We start from the raw sequence: 19,883 nt of genomic DNA, 5'->3' as shown, positions 1-19,883 counted from the left end.
CCACCCGGCACGGCGGAGGTCACCGGGTCGCTTCATTTCTCGCTGCGCGACAACGCTTGTCGCGCCACACGCAACTGGCGCTGCCCAGCCCTCATGGCGGTTTCGTGGCTGCGGCCGCGCGCGGTAAGAGGAGGTTTCCTGACGCGATGTTACCGTCATGAGGGTGACCGGAATCAACGCCGACCGGCGATGGTCCGAATCCATGCCGGCGGCCTATGAGCAGTACCTCGTGCCGGTGGTCTTCCGGCCCTTCGCCGAGGATCTGACCGCCCGGGCGGCAGCACTCCACCCTCGGCGAATCCTCGAACTCGCTGCCGGGACTGGCGTCTTGACAGCGAACCTGCTTGCAGCGGCACCCTCGGCCGAGGTGACGGCCACCGACCTGAACGAGGCCATGGTCGCCTTCGGGTCGACCCGGGCCTCGGGCGCGGTGTGGCGGCAGGCCGACGCGCAGCGGCTGCCGTTCCCCGACGGAGGCTTCGACCTGGTGGTCTGCCAGTTCGGCGTGATGTTCTTTCCCGACCGCATCGAGGCCTTCACCGAGGTCCGCCGGGTGCTGGCCCCAGGAGGCCGGTTCCTGTTCAACACCTGGGGCCCGCTCGGGACGCACGGCTTCGAAGTCGCGCTGCAGGCCGGGCTCGAGAAAGCCTTTCCGGTCGACCCGCCACGGTTCTTCCAGACGGTTCCGCACGGCTACGCCGATCCCGCTGTCGTGGCCGCTGATCTGGCGACCGCCGGGTTCGCCGTCGAGGACGAGCAGGAGCTGATGCTTCAGGGCCGGGCCGCGTCGACTGCCGACCTTGCCATCGGGTACCTCACCGGGACACCGGTGCGCGCGGACCTCGAAAAGCGTGGCGACGGACCGGCCGTGCGGGCCACCGTCATCGAGGAGATGACGACCCGTCTGGGCCCGGGGCCGGTCACCGCCCCGATGACCGCATACGTCTTCCGCGCCGCTGCCTGAACGCAGGACGCCGCAGCCCGAGCTTGCAGGCCGGCGGCGGCGCGGCGAGGTCCCGCCCGGCCTGTTCGGCCCCGGCGGCGAGCACCAGCTCGAGGCGGGTCGGGCCGATGTGGCGCAACTCGCTGACGACGAAGCGGACGGGGAGCCGCGGCCCCAGCAGCCACAGCGCGAACGGGGCACCTCACGGCTTGCTCGTCCAGGGCGAGTTCGAGGTTTTCGGCGCACCGACCTGCCACGGCTCACAGGGGTTCGCCGTCAGGCTTCTCGAACCCCGAAGAGCGGCAGGCACTCCGCCAGCCCGGTCATTTCCACCGGCACGCTCCGATACGCCTCCCATCGAGCGCGGGTCAACCGCAGCCGTCTCAGTACCGCCGCCTTTCCTCGCACCGCGTGCACCTCCACCCCGTCGTGCTCGTATCCGAGTTTGCGTGAGACTTCGAACGACGCAACGTTGTCCTCGAAGGCGCCCGTCACCGCCGAGGCGGCACCGAGGCCGGCGAAGGCCAGTTCCAGAACCGCGGCACGCATCTCCGTGCCGGTGCCTTGCCCCTGGTGCACTCGACCGAGCCAGGAGCCGGTGTTCACCTCGGAGCAGATCGCGAAGTGCTTCGCACCGATCGACTGGGTCCCGACCAGGACCCCGTCGCGGAGAACCACGAAATTGAGGGTCCATGCCTCGACCTGCCATTCGGCCCAGCAGCGCCAGTGCCACTGGAGTACTCGCCGTGCACGCTCGTCCGGCTCCGCATCCGTCCACGCCGCCGTGAACGGCTGCACCGCCGGATCGTGTACCCCCTCCGCGGCCAGCCCCGCGAGGATGCCCAGGTCCTCCATACCGGGCACCCTGAGTTCCAGTCGTGGCGTGCGGAGTCGCAGTCCGGCCAGAGGCCAATAGGGCACCAGGCTCATGCCTGCCATCATGGCGGCCGGACGGCCCTCTGCCGCTCACCCACCACCGTGATAACTGGTACAGCCGCGTGCGTCATCGCTAGTATGTGAATGACAATTCTTCTACAGAGGAGCGCAATGATGCGTACCGAACTTCGTCTCGCCGCCGCCTCGGTCGCGGCGGCATCCCTCGTCGCCGCCGCGGCGGGCGCCACGGCCGCGCCGATCGATTCCGCCCCCGCGCCGGGCCCGCTGGCGAGCATCGCCCAGGGAACAGGCTCGTCGGCGATCGATTCGGGCACCGCAGGCGCACAGACGGGGTCGGCCTTCCTGCAGCAAGGCAACGTCATCGGGCTTCTCGCCCTTCTGGTCAATCTGCCCTTCGCCATCGTGTTCGGCGACGTGTGCGAGTGGACCTCGGGCTCGGCCATCGACCCGTGCGGCCGTTCGGGCTACTAAGTTACCCTCTGTTCTCGGTCGGGAGCGGATCGTCCACTGCGGCCGCGAAGGATTCGCGGCCGCAGTGGGGCCCGCACGATCCGGTGCCGCTGTCGGTCGGCGGGCCACCCCGATCCCCGACCGGCATTCGAGACCGTCGCAGCGACACGCTCAGATTCTTCACGGCCGCGTCGAGCGAGACCACGCGCCGGATAGATCAACCCTTGCAGGCAATGGCCGCACGAATCGAAATACGGCACGAATTCATATACACACCGCGGGCGTATGCACATTCGTTTCGAGCGATGCAGAATAATTTAGCATTGATTGCGTTGCGACTATTGTCGGACGACTGGTCTATCACTCCTGGGAAAAATAGACATTTCGGTCCTCAGGCGGCTGCCCTGATTCCTTCGGGGCGAGGATGCTCACGACCGACTGCCGAATTCAACCGGCAGACGATCAGAGGATGATCGCGATCAGCGCCGCCAACGCGCTCCAGGCCAGCACTGCGGCTGCGGAACCGAGGCTGATGACTGCACTCAGCATGACATTTCCCTCTCGGGTGGGGATTTTCCAGTTCTCTGGTGAATAGATCTTCAGGAAACGACGAAGCTCCCGGCATCTCATCGATTTCTTGTCGACGAAGCTCCGCGCCGCAGCCGGTAAAGCTATCGCCCGATGGGACTCTCTCACTCTGGGAGGCGTCCGCATGTGCACAATAGCACTTCACCAGAAGATCGTGAGGACCGTTTCCCGATCCGGCGGACCGAATATCCGCTGACCCGCCGAGCCGGGATTCGGCGGAAGTCCCCGGAGGCTGCCGCGATGGGCAGTTCCCGTCAGTACCGGCTGGACACCTTGTCGTCGCCACGACCGTCGGCGGGCGTGCCGGTGGCAGGGCTGCTGGTCTCGAGCTCGCGCTCGACACGCTGGTTCGCGGCGTGCTCGGCCTCGATCGCCTCGTCCCGCTGGGCCAGCAGGTCGCGGATCTCGATGAGCAGTTCGACCTGGGTGGGCTCGGCGGCCTTCTTGGTGCCGAACCTGTTGGTCAGGTGCCGCATGGGCATGATCAGCACGAAGTACAAGACTGCCGCCACGATCATGAAGTTCAGGATGGCGGTGATAATCGGGCCGACTTCGACGAAGGTCGCGGCTTTGCCGGGGACGAGGTGGAAACCCAGGCCCAGCTCGTCAGGCCCGCCGATGACGGCGAGCAACGGGGTGATGACGCCTTTCGTCACCGCGGTCACCACGGTGGTGAACGCGGTGCCGATGACGACCGCCACCGCGAGGTCGATGACGTTCCCGCGCATCAGGAACTCCTTGAACCCCTGCAAACTCTTCAACAACTCGGATCTCTCCCAACCTGAGGTAGTACCGAACGGGCTCCGGCGCGAGGGATGCTCCCTCATCGCGCTGCGACGGGCAACTCGATCTCCGCGCCGGAGCACCGTTCGCACTGCCCGCTGAGTCAGGCCCGCGGTCCGCCCGCGACGTAGAGAACCTGGCCGGAGACGAATCCGGCTTCCTCGCGGAAGAAGTACGACACCGCCGCGGCGATGTCCTCGGGCTGCCCGACCCGCTGCACCGGGATCTCCTTGGCCGCGGCGGCTTTCAGGTCGTCGAAGTCCATGCCGATGCGGGCGGCGGTGGCGGCGGTCATCTCGGTGTCGATGAAACCGGGCGCGATCGCGTTGACGGTCACGCCGAAGCGGCCCAGCTCGATCGCCAGCGTCTTGGTGAAGCCCTGCAAGCCGGCCTTGGCGGCGGAGTAGTTGGCCTGACCGCGGTTGCCCAGCGCCGACACGCTCGACAGGTTCACGATCCGGCCCCAGCCGGCGTCGGCCATGTGCTTCTGGGTGGCGCGGCTCATCAGGAACGAGCCGCGCAGGTGCACGTTCATGACCGCGTCCCACTCCGCCACGCTCATCTTGAACAGCAGGTTGTCGCGGGTGATGCCGGCATTGTTGACCAGCGCGACCGGCGCGCCGAGCTCCTGGACGACCCGATCCACCGCCGCGGCGACCGACTTCTCGTCGGAGACGTCGGCGCCGATCGCGACCGCCTTGCCACCCGCGGCCTCGATCTTCTCGACGACCGGTGTGCAAGCCTGCTCGTCGAGATCGAGCACCGCGACCGCGAAACCGTCCGAGGCCAGCCGGGTGGAGACGGCGGCGCCGATACCGCGGGCGGCGCCGGTGACGATGGCGACCTTGGGGGTGTTCTCGCTCATAGAATGGGGTCCTTTCACTGAGGGTCGTGCGAACCATCATCGCCATACGCTGTCCGACGACGGCGCACAGGGTGCTCGCCCGCTCGGTCGGTGCGGGCAGCGCCGTAAGCGCCGACGGTCAGGGCCGACTACGCAGAAGTGCGCACGAGCGCGGTGCGCCGATACGTCGTGCGACGTCGTCGATCACGCCGGTGAGCGGGCGATGTGTTGCGGCCGGTGTCCTACTATCACCGAATGCGAGCGGCGATACTGGAACAGCGCGTTCGGGTCCCGCTGCGGCCCACGTGGTTGCACGATCTCGCGCTCGCGTTGTTCGTCACGGTGATACAGGTTCTCGGCGCCATGGTCACCGTGCCGGTCGAGCCGCCGTCGACACCGATCTCGGCGATCGGATACGCCCTGCTGGTCATCAGCGGCCTGGCTGTCGTCGCCCGGCGCCTCAGGCCCGTAGCGGTATTCGTGATCACCGGGGTCGCCAGCGTGATGTACTTCGGCTTCGACTTTCCCGATCGGATGTCCTACCTCGCGTTGTTCGTCGCCCTCTACACCCTCGCCGCTTACGGTGAGGGTCGTCGATCGCTGATCATCGCGGGCGCGGGCATCTCGGTCCTGTCCGTGTGCTGGCTGATCGCGGGTGCGGATGTCGAGCCGGTGTCAGCGATCGGCTGGGTGTTCTTCCGGATCGGCGCGTCGGTGATCAGCACAGCTCTGGGGGAGAACGTCCGCTCTCGGCGGGTTATCGCCGCCGAGGCTCAGCAGCGCGCGGAGCTGGCCGAACGCTCGCGTGAAGAGGAGGCCAGAGCGCGGGTCGATGCCGAGCGATTGCGCATCGCCCGCGAGGTCCACGACACCGTCGCTCACGCGATCGCCATCATCAATGTGCAGTCCGGGGTCACCGCGCATGTGCTCGACAAGCGCCCGGAACAGGCTCGGGAAGCTTTGCGCACCATCGAGAAAACCAGTTCACGAGCCCTGCAGGAGATGCGGGCCATTCTCGGTGTGCTGCGTGAGGGCGACGATCGTGGCCCGTACCCCGGGGTCGACCGGATTCACGAACTCACCGGCAAGGCACAAGACGCCGGGCTCGATATCGTCTTCGAGCACACGCCGCCCATCAGGCCGCTGCCGAGCGCGGTGGGCAGCGCGGCGTATCGGATCGTGCAGGAATCGATCACGAATGTGATCCGTCATGTCGGCCCGACCCGAGTGACGGTGGCGCTCGAGCCCTGCGCCGACGAACTACGCATCCAGGTGATCGACGAGGGCCGCCGCGACACCCCTCGCGGCGGCGCGGCCGGTGACACGGGAACGGCGGCGTCCGGCCGAGGAATCGTCGGCATGCGTGAACGCTGCCGATTGCTGGGCGGTGATCTCGAGGCGAATCCCCGGCCGGACGGCGGGTTCGAGGTGCTCGCGCGCCTGCCGCTCGGCCCGGTCGCATCGAGCCTGTGAACGCTGTGATTGCCTGGATTCCGTGAACTCCGCGATCAAGGTGCTGCTCGCCGACGACGAGCATCTGGTGCGCTCCGGCTTCAAGGTCCTGCTCGACCTGGAGGACGACATCACGGTGGTCGGCGAGGCCACCGACGGGGCCGAGGTCGTGGAGCGAGCTCTGGCCACCCGTCCCGATGTGGTGCTCATGGACATCCGCATGCCGCGCATGGACGGCATCCGCGCCACCTCGGCCATCGCCGAGACCACGGGGCTCGAACAGGTCAAGGTCCTCATCCTCACCACCTACGACACCGACGAGAACGTCTTCGACGCCCTCCAGGCGGGCGCGAGCGGGTTCCTGCTCAAGGACGCGGGCCCCACCGAGCTGCTGCACGCCATCCGGGTGGTCGCCGCCGGGGACGCCCTCCTCGCGCCCCGGGTCACCCGTCGGCTCATCGGGCAGATCACCATTGCGCGCAAGGTCGCCGAATCCGCGCGGGAGCGCCTGGCGGTGCTGACCGATCGAGAACGCGAAGTGCTCGCCTTGGTCGGGCAGGGCATGAACAACGCGGAGATCGGCGCCGCCTTGTACCTCAGCCCGGCCACCGCGCGCACACATGTCAGCAGAGCGATGGTCAAACTCGGCGCTCGTGATCGCGCGCAGCTCGTCGTGATCGCCTATCGAACCGGGCTGGTCTCCTGACCGACACGGACTCGGGGACTGCCCGGAGATCGCTGGAGTTCGCGTACGAAGCCCACGTCGCCCGCGCTCTCGACTACGCCGGACTACGTAGTCGAAAGATGTTGCGTACGCGCCATCCCGTACCTGCCGACGCCCGCTGGCGGATGCCGTGCTCATCCCGCGTTCGCGACGATCGATGCCATGAGAGGCACACTCCCCCTGCGCATGCGGCTGCTGACTGCGATCGCTCCCCAGCCCGACTGGGATTCGATCACCCCCGCCCAGCTGATCGAGTTGCGCCGAGCGCAGCACCGAACGCTCCTTTCGCCCGTCGGCAAGCTGGTCACCGGCAGACCCGACCGCGGCGCACGCATCACCACCCATACCCTCGACCTCCCTGGTAGACAGCTGAACGTCCGCGTCTATCGACCGGAGCGCGCGGGCACCGCCGCACCCCTGGTGATCGCCTTTCACGGCGGCGGATTCATCGGCGGCGAGGCCCGCCAGGACGACTGGTTGCTCAGTCATCTCGCGGCCCGCTCTCCCGCCGTGGTCGCCTCGCTCGACTACCGGCTGGCGCCCGAACACCCGATCCCCGCCGCAGTCCAGGATGCGTACGAGGCCGCGCCGCTGCTCGCCGACCGGGCCGCCGACTGGGGCGGTGATCCCACCCGAATCGTCCTGCTCGGCTCGAGCGCGGGCGCGACGCTGGCCGCTCTGACCGCCATCAGCGCCGCAGGCCTCGGTCTGTCGGTGGGTGCCCAGGTGCTGATCAATCCGCAACTCGACTGGACATCCGGCGTCTTCGAGTACCCCTCCTTCACCGCCAACGCCGACAGTCCGACGGCCACACCGGCCAATTGCCGTGCGGTGCAACGGCTCGCCCTGCCGGATTCCTTCGACGCACGCGTGGTGTCCCCCATCCACATCGACGAGCTCTGCGGCCTGGCACCGGCTCTCATCATCTCGGCAGGTCTGGACCCGCTCGAAGACCAGTCCCCGGCGTATGCCGCGCGCCTGCGCCGAGCCGAAGTCGAGGTGACATCGACGCGCTACCCGCGGGCGACGCACTCCTTCCTGAGCATGCCCGGGTTGGCGGCAGCGGCGAAACCGGCTCGTGCCCACATCCTCGCCTTCGTCCGCGAGCACGTGGCGGTGCGGTCGGAACTACCGAAGGCGGGCAGCTGATGACCGCCACGCTTCCCACCGAGTCCGATTCCGCACCGGGCATCGCGGGACTGCTGCGCCCGCACATCCGCGGCTTCACGACAGTCGTCGTCCTTCAGGTGATCGGCGCCGTCGCCGGGTTGGCGCCGCTGCTCGCCGTGGCGGAGCTGGGCCGAATCCTGCTGGCGCCCGCTCCGATCGACTCCGAATCTGTTCGACTCGTCGTCGCCGCGGGGGCGATCGGCTTGTTCGTGCGGCTGCTGTGCACGGCCGCGTCCTCGGGAATCGGCCACATCCTCGACGACCAGGTGCAGCTGTCGTTTCGCCGCCGATTGGCCGAGCACCTGAGCCGGGCCCCGATCGGCTGGTTCTCCGGCCGCCGAACCGGTGAGCTGGCGAAGGTGGTCGGTGAGGACGTCGGCGCCGTGCATCCGTTCATCGCTCACACGCCTAGCGAACTGACCTCCGCGTTCGTGGTGCCGGTCGTCTCGTTGATCTACCTGTTCACCGTCGACTGGCGGCTCACCCTGATCACGCTGATCCCGGTGCTGCTGGCCGTCCTGCTGGTCCCGTTGATGATGACGCCGGCCAGGCTACGTGAGCAGGCGCAGTTCGACGAGGGCATGGGCCGGATCGCCGATTCCGTCGTCGAATTCGTGCAGGGCATCGCGGTGGTGAAGGCGTTCGGCGGCGCGGGACGCGCGCACCGCAGATTCCGGGCGGCCACGGATGGTTTCGCCGACACTTTTCTGCGGATGGTTCGTGGTCTCGCCGGTGTCGCCGCGGCCATGCAGGTGGTGCTGTCGCCGCCGTTCGTCCTGCTGGTCGTGTCGACGGGCGGCATGGCGCTGATCACCTCCGGCGTCATGGCCCCGGCCGATCTGCTGCCTTTCCTGCTGCTGAGTTTGGGCTTGACTGCTCCGGTCGCCGCACTCGGCCACGGATTCGATGATATGCAGGCGGCCCGGCGCGCCCTCGGGCGCATCGCCGATGTCCTGGCAGTGCCCGCGCTTGCGGAACCCGATCATCCCGTCGCACCGAGCGGACACCGGGTGGAGCTTCGCGCCGTCCGTTTCGGCTACGACGCGGACCGAGAGGTGTTGCGCGGCATCGACCTGGTACTCGAACCAGGAACGGTCACCGCCGTCGTCGGGCCGTCGGGAAGCGGGAAATCGACACTGGTCCAGCTGCTTCCGCGGTTCTTCGATCCGACGCACGGCTCGATCGCGCTCGGCGGGGTCGATCTCCGGCGGATCGGCAGTCGCGAGCTCCACCGGATGGTGTCCTTCGTCTTCCAGGACGTGCGCCTGTTGCGCGCGTCGGTGGCGGACAACATCGCGCTCGCGGTCCCCCACGCTGACCTGGATGACATCGTGCGCGCCGCCGAGGCGGCGAACATCCACCACCGCATTCTGGAATTGCCGCGCGGATACGAGACAGTCCTTTGCGAGGAGGTGACGCTCTCCGGCGGCGAGAGGCAACGGCTCTCGATCGCCCGCGCCCTGCTGACCGACGCACCCGTGCTGGTGCTCGACGAAGCGACCGCCTTCGCCGATCCGCACACCGAACTGGCGGTGCGCCGGACATTGGCGAAGCTGCGTAGCGACCGCACGGTGCTGGTGATCGCGCATCGCCTGGAGACGATCAGCGATGCCGACCACGTCGTCGTGCTCGAGGACGGAGTGATCGTCGAACAGGCGAGCCCTGCCGAACTACTGGCACGAGACGGAAAGTTCGCCGCGCTGTGGCGATCCCATCGCTCGGCGCTGATCGATGTCGAGGTGACCCGAGCAGAGGAGTTCGGATGATTGCCATGCTGTTGCGCGTGCTCGGTGACGAGTACGCCCGCCCGGTGCGCCGCACGGTGGCCTTGATGACGGTGACCGCCGTGGCCGAGGGACTCGCCTACGCCCTGCTCGTGCCCGTGCTGCGAGCACTGTTCGGCGACGACCCCGGTGACGCCGGGCAGTGGCTGATCGCGTTCGCCGCGGCTGTCGCGGTCTACGCCGTTCTGCGCTACGTCAGCGACCGCGCCGGATTCCACGTCGGCACCGCGCTGTTGCGTGGCATGTACTACCGACTCGGGGACCACCTCGCCCGCCTGCCCATCGGCTGGTATCAGGGTGGGCGCGTCGGCGAGGTATCGGTCATGGCCGGTCGCGGGGTCCTCGACGTCATGAGCGTGCTCGCGCACCTGCTGGCGCCGTTCATCTCCGCCTGGGTGACACCGTCGACCATCGTGATCGTCATGCTCGCCTACAACTGGCAGCTCGGGGTGGCCGCCCTGCTCGCCGCGCCACTGGTGGCCCTGGTCCAGAGCTGGACAGCGCGCTCGATGTCGGCCACCGACGCCCAGCGACACGAACGGGGGCATCGAGCCGCCGATCGAGTCGTCGAATACCTCCAGGCTCAACCCGCACTGCGCGCGGGCGGACGGACGGGCGAGCGCTTCGAGCTGCTCGACGACTCACTCAGGGAACTGCAGCGGGCCTCCCGCCGATCCACCCTGGCGGCGCTACCGGGGATGATCGGATCTGCGCTCACCGTGCAGGCGATCTTCACCCTGCTGCTGGCTCTGGGCGCCTACCTCGCGCTCGGCGGCCGCATCGGGGTGGCGGAAGTCCTGACGATCCTGGTGCTCGCCGCCCGCTGCGCCGACCCGCTGCTGTCACTGGCCGAGCTCACCGGCCGCATGCGCAAGGCACGCGCGGAACTGGCCCGGCTCGATGCGGTCCTGCGCACCGAACCCCTGCCGCGGCCAGCCGAACCGCTGCGACCGGTGACCCACGACGTGCAGTTCGAATCCGTGACCTTCGGACAGGGCGACCGCATCGTGCTCGACGCCGTGTCGTTCACCGTGCCCGCCGGGCAGCGGCTTGCCCTCGTCGGCCCCTCCGGCGCGGGCAAGAGCACGGTGTTGCAGGTGCTGGCACGGTTCTACGACGTGGACTCGGGCGCGGTCCGGGTGGGCGGTGTGGATGTGCGGGCTATGGATCCCGAGGAGTTGATGTCCCGCATCGCCATCGTCTTCCAAGACGCCTACCTATTCGACGGCACGATCGCGGAGAACGTGCGACTGGGCCGACCCGGCGCCACCGACGCCGAGTTCGCGGCGGCGGCGAGCGCGGCGCGGCTGGACGAGGTGGTCGAGCGACTGCCCGGTGGCTGGGCGACGACGGTGGGCGAGGGTGGAGTGTTGCTCTCCGGCGGTGAACGCCAACGTGTGTCGATCGCCCGAGCGTTGCTCGCGGACGCGCCCATCGTGCTGCTGGACGAGGTGACCTCGGCATTGGACCCGATCAACGAGGCCGCCGTCCACGACGGCATCGAGCGGCTGATGGCGGGCAGGACGGTGGTGATGGTGGCCCACCGGCTGCGTACCGTCCGGCGCGCGGACCGGATCGTCGTCCTGGATCGCGGCAGGATCGTGGAGGCGGGGACCCATGACGAGCTGATACGTCATGGTGGCCGCTACAACGATCTGTGGCATGCCGCGATGACGCCGACACCGCATTGACCGGTGGGGCCCGCCGCCATCTCCGCGGCGGGCAACACGCCATGTCATCGCCGGTTGTCCGGTGACCCGTCGGGGTACTGTCACCGACGACGAGTCAGTGGTGCAGAGCGTGCCCGGCTCCCGGTCCGGCCGGGAGCCGTAGGGCGGGATCCGGCCCGGCACGGTCGACGCGCCCCGTCGCCCCGGGCCGGTAGCCGAGACCAGGAGTCGCCATGCCGTTGTCGCATCCTTCCTTTCCACAGGACCAGAGCCGCAGCGAGGTCTCGGTCAACCCGATCTTCTGTCGCGAGCCGATCTCCGTGCCGCGTAATCGACTCCCCGAGGACGAGCTCGACAACGACATCGCCTACCAGGTGGTCCACGACGAACTGATGCTCGACGGCAATGCCCGCCTGAATCTCGCCACCTTCGTCACGACGTGGATGGAACCGACCGCGCGCCTGCTCATGGCCGAATGCGCCGACAAGAACATGATCGACAAGGACGAGTACCCGCGCACCGCCGATCTCGAGCAGCGCTGCGTCCGTATGCTCGCCGACCTGTGGAACGCGCCCGACCCCGACCACGCCCCCGGCTGTTCGACCACCGGTTCCAGCGAAGCGTGCATGCTCGCGGGCTTGGCCATGAAGCGCCGCTGGCAGCACCGTCGCCGCGCCGCCGGGCTGGCGGCCGACCGGCCCAATCTGGTGATGGGCGCGAATGTGCAGGTGTGCTGGGAGAAATTCGCCGACTACTGGGATGTCGAAGCGCGCATGGCGCCGATGGAAGGCGATCGCTATCACCTGACCGCGCAGGCGGCGCTGCCGCTCTGCGACGAGAACACCATCGGTGTCGTGGCCGTGCTCGGCTCCACCTTCGACGGCAGCTACGAACCGGTCGCGGAGATCTGCGCCGCCCTCGACGGCCTCGAGCGGAAGGAAGGCTGGGACATCCCCGTCCACGTCGACGGCGCCTCGGGCGCGATGATCGCCCCGTTCTGCGATCCGGACCTCCTGTGGGATTTCCGTCTTCCCCGCGTCGCCTCGATCAACACCTCCGGCCACAAATACGGCCTCGTCTACCCCGGCGTCGGGTGGGTGGTGTGGCGCGACACCGCCGCGCTGCCCGACGACCTCGTCTTCCGCGTCAACTACCTCGGCGGCGAGATGCCCACCTTCGCCCTGAACTTCTCCCGCCCCGGCGCCCAGGTCGTCGCGCAGTACTACAACTTCCTGCGCCTGGGTCGCAGTGGTTACACCCGCATCCAGCAGTACTGCCGCGAGGTCGCCACCGGCCTCGCCGAACGCATCGCCGCGATGGGCCCGTTCTGCCTGCTGACCGACGGCAGCGAACTGCCCGTCTTCGCCTTCACCCTCGCCGACGGCGAAACCGGCTATTCGGTGTTCGACGTCTCGGCCGCCCTGCGCGAACAGGGTTGGCTGGTCCCGGCGTACACGTTCCCCGAGAATCGCGAGGATCTGGCCGCGCTGCGGATCGTGGTGCGCAACGGGTTCAGCCACGACATGGCCGGTCTGCTGATCGAGGCGCTCGAGCGGGTGATGCCTCGGCTGCGCGCCCAGGAACGGCCGCAGCACGGGGTCGAATCGGCCACCTTCGCCCACGGGACGTAATTCACCGTCGAAAACGGATTCTTCCGCGCATCATGGTGCAGCGCACCGGTTCGGACTCCGGCTCGACAGCCTCCGCGAGCGGTCGGTCGAGCAGCACCAGATCGGCAGGTGCGCCGACCCGGATCGTTCGCGGGCGTCCACCCGGTGCGTCGAGTGCGGTGAGGTAGGCGTCCAGGGCTTCGGTAGCGGTGAGTCGTTCCCGCGCACCGAGGATGTCCCCCGTCGGCGCTCGTCGGGTGGTGGCCGCGGCGATGACCGACCACGGGTTCAGCGGGCCGTACGGGGCGTCGCTCGACAGCGCTACCGGGATGCCTTCGCCGAGCAGTGAGCGGCAGCGGTACAGGTCCGGGATGTCTTCGGGGGCGACGCGACGCAGATAGTCGTCGCCGCGATGGGCGAGGAAGCCCGGTTGGGTGACGATGGTGAGTCCGTATCGGCGCAGCTGCGGGAACGACTCGGCCGGGATGAGCGCGCCGTGCTCGATCCGGTCACCCCGCAGGCTGCCGACCTCGTCGAAGACGGCGAGGAGAACGAGCAGCGCCTCCCGGCTGACGCAATGGACCGCCACCGGCCGGTGGTGCGTGTGTGCTCGACGGACCGTGGCGGCGAGTGCCTCGAAATCGAGAGGGTCGGAGTCGGCGATCACGATTTTGTAGGGTCCGGTGGTTACCGTGTCCGGGAACGGGACGCGTAGTGCAGTGTCGACGGGGTGCGACCGTGGCGGCGGTAGCGGTTTCGGGGATGGGCTCGGTTCGGCGGGGTTGTCCAAGGGAATGCCCAGTAGATGCAGGCGTTGTGGGAGGGCACCGGAGAGGTGGGCGTCCAGGAGAGCCGACAGCGAATCCGGCGGGAGTTGCGGCGTGGCGTCCGTGACACCGGTGACTCCGAAGCGGGCCAGGTCCGCGCCGATTCCCGCCAGTGAAGGCGGTTGGGCGGCGGGAAGGCGGTCACGCAGCCAGGCATCCGCGCGCCACACACGGCCGGTGGGACGACCCGATGCGTCGCGTTCGACGCCAGGATGATCGGCTGTCTCGAGTCGAAGTGCCTGGCAAGCAGTCGAATTCAGTATCCACAGCGCGCCGCTGCGGTGCTGCATTCGCACCGGTCGGCGTGCGTGTACGCGATCCAGGCCCGCCGCATCGAGTAGACCTGCGACGGTTTCGACGTAGCCGACGCCCCTGATCCAGCCTGTCCCCGGCGCGGCGGCGAGCGCGGCTGCCAGGTCGTCGCTCGTGTGCACGCGCGGTGGGCCGCAACGCACCGAGTCGGCGTCGGCGGCGAGGGCGTGCAGGTGCAGATGGTGATCGTGCAGTCCGGGCAGCAGCGGGTCGCCGTGGCCGTCGATCACCTCGGCGGCTCCGGCCTCCAGCCCGGCGCCGATGGCCGATATCTGGTGACCGGTCACCGCGACATCGACACGGCCGTCGGGTGATTGGATATCGCGGCCGGGTAGTTCGACCTCACGGAACAGATACGTCGTCACAGGGCGGTCGGCCTCCCCCGGGACGGCAGCGCGGCGAGATCGCGGCAATCGGTCGCGGTCATCGGACTGTGCCCAGTTCGGACAGCCATGCGGCGGTGTCCCTGCCGGGCTCGGCGACTGGGCCGTGCGCTGGGCGGCGCTGTGGTTCGCCGATCTCGACCGCACCCGTCGAGGAGTCGATCAACCAGCGGTTGTCTTCCCGATAAGGTTGTGGCCCAGTACTTTCCGGCATATCGAGGGTGGCGGCGACGACCTCGGTCATGGAGATGTCCCAGAGCATGCCCCCTTCTGCCGGCGGCGCCGACATCGCCAGCGCGGCGGCGGTCAGACCGGTCAGCGGATCGGCGATCGCGTCGCCGACGAACATCGGGCCGTCGGCGTCGAAGGCCACCAGCCCGGCGGCGGCGGCGACATCGTCACCGAAACCCACCCGGTTCGACGCTCGGCCACCGGCGGTGATCGACAGCCAGGTCGCGCCGTCGGCGACGAATCGCTCGGCGTCCAGACCGAATCCGCGCAGTGCGCGCGGGCGTGAGGATTCGATGACGATGTCGGCCGCCCCGACCAGGGCGGCCAGTGCGGCCCGGTCGCGGGGGGCCGCCGGGTCGAGTCGCACCGCCTCGTGGCCGCCGTGCAGCAGCCGATAGAAATCGGCATTGCCGCGACGAGCACCGTCCGGGCGCGAGGGGGTCTCGACCTTGACGACCCGCGCTCCCGCGAGTCCGAGCAGGTGCGCGCACAGTGGTCCGGCCCACAGGGCGCTGAAATCGACCACCAGCAGTCCGGTGACGGGCCGCGGTTCGCGCGGCGGTCGCTCGACAACTCCGCCAGGGGCGCCGCGATGATCCGGTGCGGGCGAGGTCGGAGCGCCATCCGCACCTGACCCGCCGATCGAAGGCGGGTTTCCCGTCGCCCGGTCCACAGCGCGGTCGTGTCTGTCGACGCGGTGCGGTGCTCCCGAGGCGCGAGCCTCGGTCCCCTCCGGGGCATCGACACAACGCGCGCCGCTCGGCGTCAGAGGCCCACAGGACGTGCCGACCGGCCACGCGGCGACGCCGAGCAGCTCGGCCCGCTCGGCCAACTCGGCTCCGGAATGTCCGGCCAGCCAGTACGACACCGCGGGCCACGGATCGTCGTCGACGAGGTCCGCGCAGGCCAGCGCCGAGAGCAGCGACGGGTCGTCCGGCCTGGCACAGGAGACAGCTGCCCATCCGTCGGCGGTGGGCAGCAACCGGCACGCTCCCCCGGCCGATACCGATCCCGCGCGGCGGAAGCCGGTGTACGCGGCGCGTTCGGAGAGCAGTCGGGCGCCGTCCAGCCGCACCGCGCCGCCGGTGACTTCCGCGATCCACGCGCTGTGTGCCCGTGCCACGGAAGCCGCTCGTCCCGGCGGGAGGACCGGCGCACCGGTGGCGCGGCCGGTGAGCGACACGATCCCGCTCTCCGCCCAATCCCGCACCGGATCGGCGTTTCCGGGAGTCCACATCCGGCCGATGTTACCTTTGGCGCAGGAGGTCGGGACTACGTCATGGACAGTCACGCACGAACCATCACCGCTGCTCAGCTCGTCGACGGCGTGGCGCACCTCGCCTCGGCCGGCGCCTACGCGACCGTGGTCGACCCGGTCCTTATCGTGGATCTCGACCAGGCGGACGAGACTCTTGCCGCCGTCGCGGCCTCCCGTGTCGCCATGCTCGATCAGCTCGTCATCGGCCGGAGTTCTCAGCCGATCCCGCCCTCGCTCGCGCCGCTCGTAGCCGCGCTCGACCTGACTTACGCGCCCTCGGCGCACACCGGTGGCGGCTGGCGTCTCGGGAAGGGCCACGATCGCGCCGACGATGCCGGAGCCGGCCGGGCTCACGATCCGGCCGGCTCTGCTGTCCCGTCGATGTCGATGCCGGCGACACAGGGCGCGTATGCGCCCGAGATGACGGTGGACAGGGCCATCGTCAGCGTGACCGATGTCGACGCCGCGCTGCTCGAGTTCGTGGAAACGGCTGCCCGGAACCCGCAGGCGGCTCTGATCGCGGGCCAGGTCCTGCGGATATCGGAGACGCTGCCGATCCCACAGGCCATCGACGTCGAATCGCTGGCCTACTCCACGCTGCAGGGCGGCGCGGAGTTCCGCGGCTGGCTGGACGCCCGCCGCGGCCTCGGCCGCCCCCTGCCGCCGCCTCCCGCCGCCGACCCGGTGCTGATCGACCGCGACGGCCGCACGCTGCGCATCACCCTCAACCGGCCCGAACGGCGCAACGCCTATGGAACCGCCGTACGCGACGCCCTGGTCGAGGCACTCCGGATCGCGCTGGTCGACGACACCGTCGCCAAGGTGGTGCTCTCCGGCGCGGGCCCGTGCTTCTGCGCGGGCGGCGACCTGGACGAATTCGGGCACGCTCCGGATCACGCGACGGCTCATTTCATCCGCACACGGGGTGGCGCGGCCCGGTCGATGGCGCGGCTGGCGCATCGCATGCGGGTCGATCTGCACGGCCAGTGCGTCGGCGCGGGCATCGAGATCCCCGCGTTCGCCCACTGCGTCGTCGCGACTCCCGACACCGTGTTCCGGCTTCCCGAGGTGAGCATGGGCCTGATCCCCGGCGCGGGCGGCACGGTCAGCATTCCCCGCCGCATCGGCCGCTGGCGCGCGCTGCACCTGTTCGTCACCGGCGCCGCATTGGACGCGTCTCGCGCGCTCGACTGGGGGCTCGTCGACGAGGTGGCATCCTCTCGGCCGTGAACGAGCGCCCCACCATCCCGCCCCGCGCTGATCAGCTCCGACTTCGCTGTCGGACCGGACTCATTCGGTCCGGCCCCACTGCACCAGCGCCCACGCCAGGCAGCCGAACGCGACAGAGCTGGTGACCGCGCGGACGATGTTCCAGGAGATCCAGCGGGCCTCGTCGAACGCTTTGCGCACCGCCGCCGGGTCCGCCATGTCCGCGGGCGATCCGGCGGCCTTCAACGCGTCGTTGAGCGGCAGGTGCACCGAGACGGTGATGACCACCGCGATCAGATACAGCACCGCCGCGGCCGCCGCCCACATCAGGACCGATCGATGCCCCTGCCCCAGGTGCAGCACGGCGGCCGCCACCGACAGGATCAAGGCCCCCATGAAGGTGGCCAGGAACAGCGGATTGACGATGGCGCGATCGATCGCCTGGAAGGAGCCGATGAACGTGCGGTCGTCGGTGCCGCGCAGGCCGGGCATGATCGCTACTGCGTAGATCCCGAAGACTCCGGCCATCAGCCCGGTGGTGACGGTCGCCGCCATGAGCGCGGTCGTGCGGATTCCATCGAGCATGTGAGTTCCCTCGGGTCCGAGTCATCGTGTGCCTCGACCGAGGCGCATTCCCGCCGATCGGCAGACGGGACACCGGTTACGGTACCGGCTCCGAAACCCACGCTCGCCGCTATCGGTGGTGATCGAGCAGCCGACAGAGCAAGTGGGTCAGTGTCTTTCGCTCGTCGGCGGCCAGCGGTGCGAGCAGTTCGTCCTGCACCTCGTCGAGCGCTCGGTCCAGACGCCGCAACTGCCGCGCACCGGTCTCGGTCAGGGTGACGATGTTGCGGCGGCGGTCGCCGGGATCGGGTGCGCGCTCGACGAACCCTTGCTCGGCAAGTTCATTGATGGCCGCGACCACGTCACTGCGGTCGATATTGCCCCGGCGACCGATCTCCACCTGACTGGCGGGACCGAATTCGTCCAGGGTGGCGAGGATTCGGTAGTGGTAGCCCCGGGCGCCCACCTCGGCGAAGCCCTCGGCCGCCAGCCGGTGCGCGTGCACTGCCAGCTGGTTGAGCAGCCAGCTGGGTTTGGTGGTCAGTCGTTCGGGCGTCTCCTCCATGACAGCGACCCTACATCGTTGGCGCAACCAACGAATATCGGTATAGTTGGACATGCCAACATTGGCTTCACCAATAAAGCGAGGACGTCTTGCCCGCAGACACTTCCACGGCCGACCGTATCCAGATCGCCGACCTGTTCACCCGCTTCGCCCTCCTGCTCGACACGAGGCGCTACGACGACGCCGACACCGTCTTCACCGACGACGTGCAGATTCACGGCCCCCGAGGAGATCTCGGCGGCTTCGACACGGTGGTCGAGTTCCTGCGACGAGCCCATGTCGACGGAGAACACACCCAGCACCTGACCACCGACTTGCTGGTGGACCTCGACGGCGATCACGCGGCCGGGTCGGCGAACTCGCTCGTCTACTTCTATCGGGACGGCAACCCGCCCCACCGGATCAGCGGTCTGCGGTTGACCTGCACAGCGGTGCGCACGCCCGCGGGCTGGCGGCTCCGCGAATCCCGGACCACGCTGCTCTGGATGCGCGAGCACTGACTGCGCCGAACACCCCTGGAGTGAAATCATGATCGAACCGTTCCGCATCGACATCCCCCGAGCCGATCTCGACGACCTGAACGACCGCTTGGCCCGTACGCGCTGGCCCGACGAGGTCGCCGACGCCGGCTGGGACTACGGCTTCCCGCTGGGCCGGTTGCGGGAGCTGGCCGAATACTGGCGCACCGGATACGACTGGCGCGCGCACGAGGCCGAGCTGAACAAGCTCCCCCACTACACCACCGAAATCGACGGCCAGAACATCCATTTCGTCCATGTCCGGTCGCCGGAGCCAGATGCGCTCGCGCTGATCCTCACGCACGGTTGGCCCGGTTCGTTCCTCGAGTTCCTGGACGTGGTCGAGCCGCTCTCACAGGACTTCCACCTGGTGATCCCTTCCATCCCGGGGTACGGCTTCTCCGGGCCGACCCACGAACGCGGCTGGGACATCGTCCGGATCGCGCGGGCCTGGGCCGAGCTGATGCGCCGTCTCGGTTATGAGCGTTACGGCGCGCAGGGCGGCGACTTCGGCTCGGGCATCTCGACGGCGCTGGGCGCGGTCGCGCCCGAACAGGTCGTCGGCGTGCACGTCAACTACCTGCCGACCCGGCCGGACCCGGACGCCGATGTCACATTGTCGGCGACCGACGAGGCCAGGTTGGACAAGATCAGGCAGCTGATGGCGAATCGTCCGCCGTACCAGGCGCTGCAGGCGACCACCCCGCAGACCATCGGCTACGCGCTGACCGACTCGCCGGTCGGCCAGCTGGCCTGGATCGCCGAACGCTTCGCCCACTGGACCGACCCGCGCACACCGGTCGACGACGAGCGCGTGCTCACCGATGTCTCGCTGTACTGGCTGACCGCCACCGCGGCGTCCTCGGCGCGGCTGCACCACGACGCACCCAGAAGGGTGCAGCCGTGCCCCACGCCTCTCGGGGTGGCGGTGTTCGCCCACGACATCACACAGTCGGTCCGGCCGCTGGCCGAGCGGCTGTACGACATCAGGCACTGGTCGGAGTTCGATCGCGGCGGTCATTTCGCCGCGATGGAGGTGCCGGACCTGCTCGCGGCGGACATCAGGACCTTCTTCCTGGACCTTCTCCGCGCCGCGTGACC

19 protein-coding genes are annotated in these 19,883 nt (G+C 68.9%); 11 read left to right on the top strand and 8 right to left on the bottom strand.

The window, feature by feature from the left end; genetic code table 11:
- Positions 1 to 163 precede the first annotated feature (163 nt).
- Positions 164 to 964, top strand: a complete 801-nt coding sequence (locus tag IU449_RS03380) for a class I SAM-dependent methyltransferase (protein WP_324188068.1) — start codon at positions 164 to 166, stop codon at positions 962 to 964.
- 255 nt (positions 965 to 1,219) lie between these two features.
- On the opposite strand, the gene IU449_RS03375 is transcribed toward IU449_RS03380, so the two are convergent.
- Positions 1,220 to 1,873, bottom strand: a complete 654-nt coding sequence (locus tag IU449_RS03375) for a GNAT family N-acetyltransferase (RefSeq protein ID WP_228803666.1) — start codon at positions 1,871 to 1,873, stop codon at positions 1,220 to 1,222.
- A 120-nt stretch (positions 1,874 to 1,993) separates the two neighbouring features.
- Between IU449_RS03375 and IU449_RS03370 the strand changes: the two genes are divergently transcribed.
- Positions 1,994 to 2,311 (top strand): hypothetical protein, encoded by a 318-nt coding sequence (locus tag IU449_RS03370; RefSeq protein WP_195000482.1) that lies wholly within the window; start codon positions 1,994 to 1,996, stop codon positions 2,309 to 2,311.
- A 441-nt stretch (positions 2,312 to 2,752) separates the two neighbouring features.
- Here IU449_RS03370 and IU449_RS03365 read toward each other — a convergent pair whose 3' ends face one another.
- The 3 genes from IU449_RS03365 to fabG all read right to left on the bottom strand — a co-directional run bounded on the left by IU449_RS03365 (position 2,753) and on the right by fabG (position 4,526).
- A complete protein-coding gene (locus IU449_RS03365) occupies positions 2,753 to 2,986 on the bottom strand; it encodes a hypothetical protein (protein WP_195000481.1) in 234 nt (77 codons plus the stop codon).
- 146 nt (positions 2,987 to 3,132) lie between these two features.
- Entirely contained in the window at positions 3,133 to 3,630 is a 498-nt protein-coding gene (gene mscL, locus IU449_RS03360) for a large conductance mechanosensitive channel protein MscL (protein WP_267468285.1), read from the bottom strand.
- Between the two features lie 134 nt (positions 3,631 to 3,764).
- Complete coding sequence (fabG, locus tag IU449_RS03355; RefSeq protein ID WP_195000479.1) at positions 3,765 to 4,526, bottom strand: 3-oxoacyl-ACP reductase FabG; 762 nt, start codon at positions 4,524 to 4,526, stop codon at positions 3,765 to 3,767.
- A gap of 234 nt (positions 4,527 to 4,760) precedes the next feature.
- Between fabG and IU449_RS03350 the strand changes: the two genes are divergently transcribed.
- The 6 genes from IU449_RS03350 to IU449_RS03325 all read left to right on the top strand — a co-directional run bounded on the left by IU449_RS03350 (position 4,761) and on the right by IU449_RS03325 (position 12,936).
- The gene (locus IU449_RS03350; protein ID WP_195000478.1) at positions 4,761 to 5,978 is read left to right on the top strand and encodes a sensor histidine kinase; all 1,218 of its coding nucleotides are present in this window, start codon (positions 4,761 to 4,763) and stop codon (positions 5,976 to 5,978) included.
- A gap of 22 nt (positions 5,979 to 6,000) precedes the next feature.
- A complete protein-coding gene (locus IU449_RS03345) occupies positions 6,001 to 6,663 on the top strand; it encodes a response regulator (protein WP_195000477.1) in 663 nt (220 codons plus the stop codon).
- 180 nt (positions 6,664 to 6,843) lie between these two features.
- Positions 6,844 to 7,830, top strand: coding sequence for an alpha/beta hydrolase (locus IU449_RS03340; RefSeq protein ID WP_228803662.1), 987 nt, complete (start codon positions 6,844 to 6,846; stop codon positions 7,828 to 7,830).
- Positions 7,830 to 9,617 (top strand): ABC transporter ATP-binding protein, encoded by a 1,788-nt coding sequence (locus IU449_RS03335; RefSeq protein ID WP_195000476.1) that lies wholly within the window; start codon positions 7,830 to 7,832, stop codon positions 9,615 to 9,617. The genes IU449_RS03340 and IU449_RS03335 overlap by 1 nt, the downstream gene beginning before the upstream one ends.
- Positions 9,614 to 11,326, top strand: a complete 1,713-nt coding sequence (locus IU449_RS03330; RefSeq protein ID WP_195000475.1) for an ABC transporter ATP-binding protein — start codon at positions 9,614 to 9,616, stop codon at positions 11,324 to 11,326. The genes IU449_RS03335 and IU449_RS03330 overlap by 4 nt, the downstream gene beginning before the upstream one ends.
- A 212-nt stretch (positions 11,327 to 11,538) precedes the next feature.
- Complete coding sequence (locus IU449_RS03325) at positions 11,539 to 12,936, top strand: glutamate decarboxylase (protein WP_195000474.1); 1,398 nt, start codon at positions 11,539 to 11,541, stop codon at positions 12,934 to 12,936.
- Between the two features lies 1 nt (position 12,937).
- On the opposite strand, the gene IU449_RS03320 is transcribed toward IU449_RS03325, so the two are convergent.
- Entirely contained in the window at positions 12,938 to 14,419 is a 1,482-nt protein-coding gene (locus tag IU449_RS03320) for an amidohydrolase family protein (protein WP_324188067.1), read from the bottom strand.
- 58 nt (positions 14,420 to 14,477) lie between these two features.
- The gene (locus IU449_RS03315) at positions 14,478 to 15,905 is read right to left on the bottom strand and encodes a CoA transferase (protein WP_195000473.1); all 1,428 of its coding nucleotides are present in this window, start codon (positions 15,903 to 15,905) and stop codon (positions 14,478 to 14,480) included.
- A 42-nt stretch (positions 15,906 to 15,947) separates the two neighbouring features.
- Between IU449_RS03315 and IU449_RS03310 the strand changes: the two genes are divergently transcribed.
- On the top strand, positions 15,948 to 17,156 hold the full coding sequence (locus IU449_RS03310) for an enoyl-CoA hydratase/isomerase family protein (protein ID WP_228803660.1): 1,209 nt from the start codon (positions 15,948 to 15,950) through the stop codon (positions 17,154 to 17,156).
- 60 nt (positions 17,157 to 17,216) lie between these two features.
- Here the strand turns inward: IU449_RS03310 and IU449_RS03305 are convergent, their stop codons facing one another.
- Both IU449_RS03305 and IU449_RS03300 read right to left on the bottom strand, forming a co-directional pair.
- Positions 17,217 to 17,720, bottom strand: a complete 504-nt coding sequence (locus tag IU449_RS03305; protein WP_195000472.1) for a DUF1772 domain-containing protein — start codon at positions 17,718 to 17,720, stop codon at positions 17,217 to 17,219.
- 109 nt (positions 17,721 to 17,829) lie between these two features.
- The gene (locus IU449_RS03300; RefSeq protein ID WP_195000471.1) at positions 17,830 to 18,264 is read right to left on the bottom strand and encodes a MarR family winged helix-turn-helix transcriptional regulator; all 435 of its coding nucleotides are present in this window, start codon (positions 18,262 to 18,264) and stop codon (positions 17,830 to 17,832) included.
- A gap of 89 nt (positions 18,265 to 18,353) precedes the next feature.
- Between IU449_RS03300 and IU449_RS03295 the strand changes: the two genes are divergently transcribed.
- On the top strand, positions 18,354 to 18,764 hold the full coding sequence (locus tag IU449_RS03295) for a nuclear transport factor 2 family protein (protein ID WP_195000470.1): 411 nt from the start codon (positions 18,354 to 18,356) through the stop codon (positions 18,762 to 18,764).
- Between the two features lie 28 nt (positions 18,765 to 18,792).
- Entirely contained in the window at positions 18,793 to 19,881 is a 1,089-nt protein-coding gene (locus tag IU449_RS03290; protein ID WP_195000469.1) for an epoxide hydrolase family protein, read from the top strand.
- Positions 19,882 to 19,883: the final 2 nt, after the last annotated feature.

It is taken from the genome of Nocardia higoensis (genome assembly GCF_015477835.1).
Taxonomy (GTDB): Bacteria; Actinomycetota; Actinomycetes; order Mycobacteriales; family Mycobacteriaceae; genus Nocardia; species Nocardia higoensis_A.
This window is presented reverse-complemented; position numbering and strand designations above follow the sequence as displayed.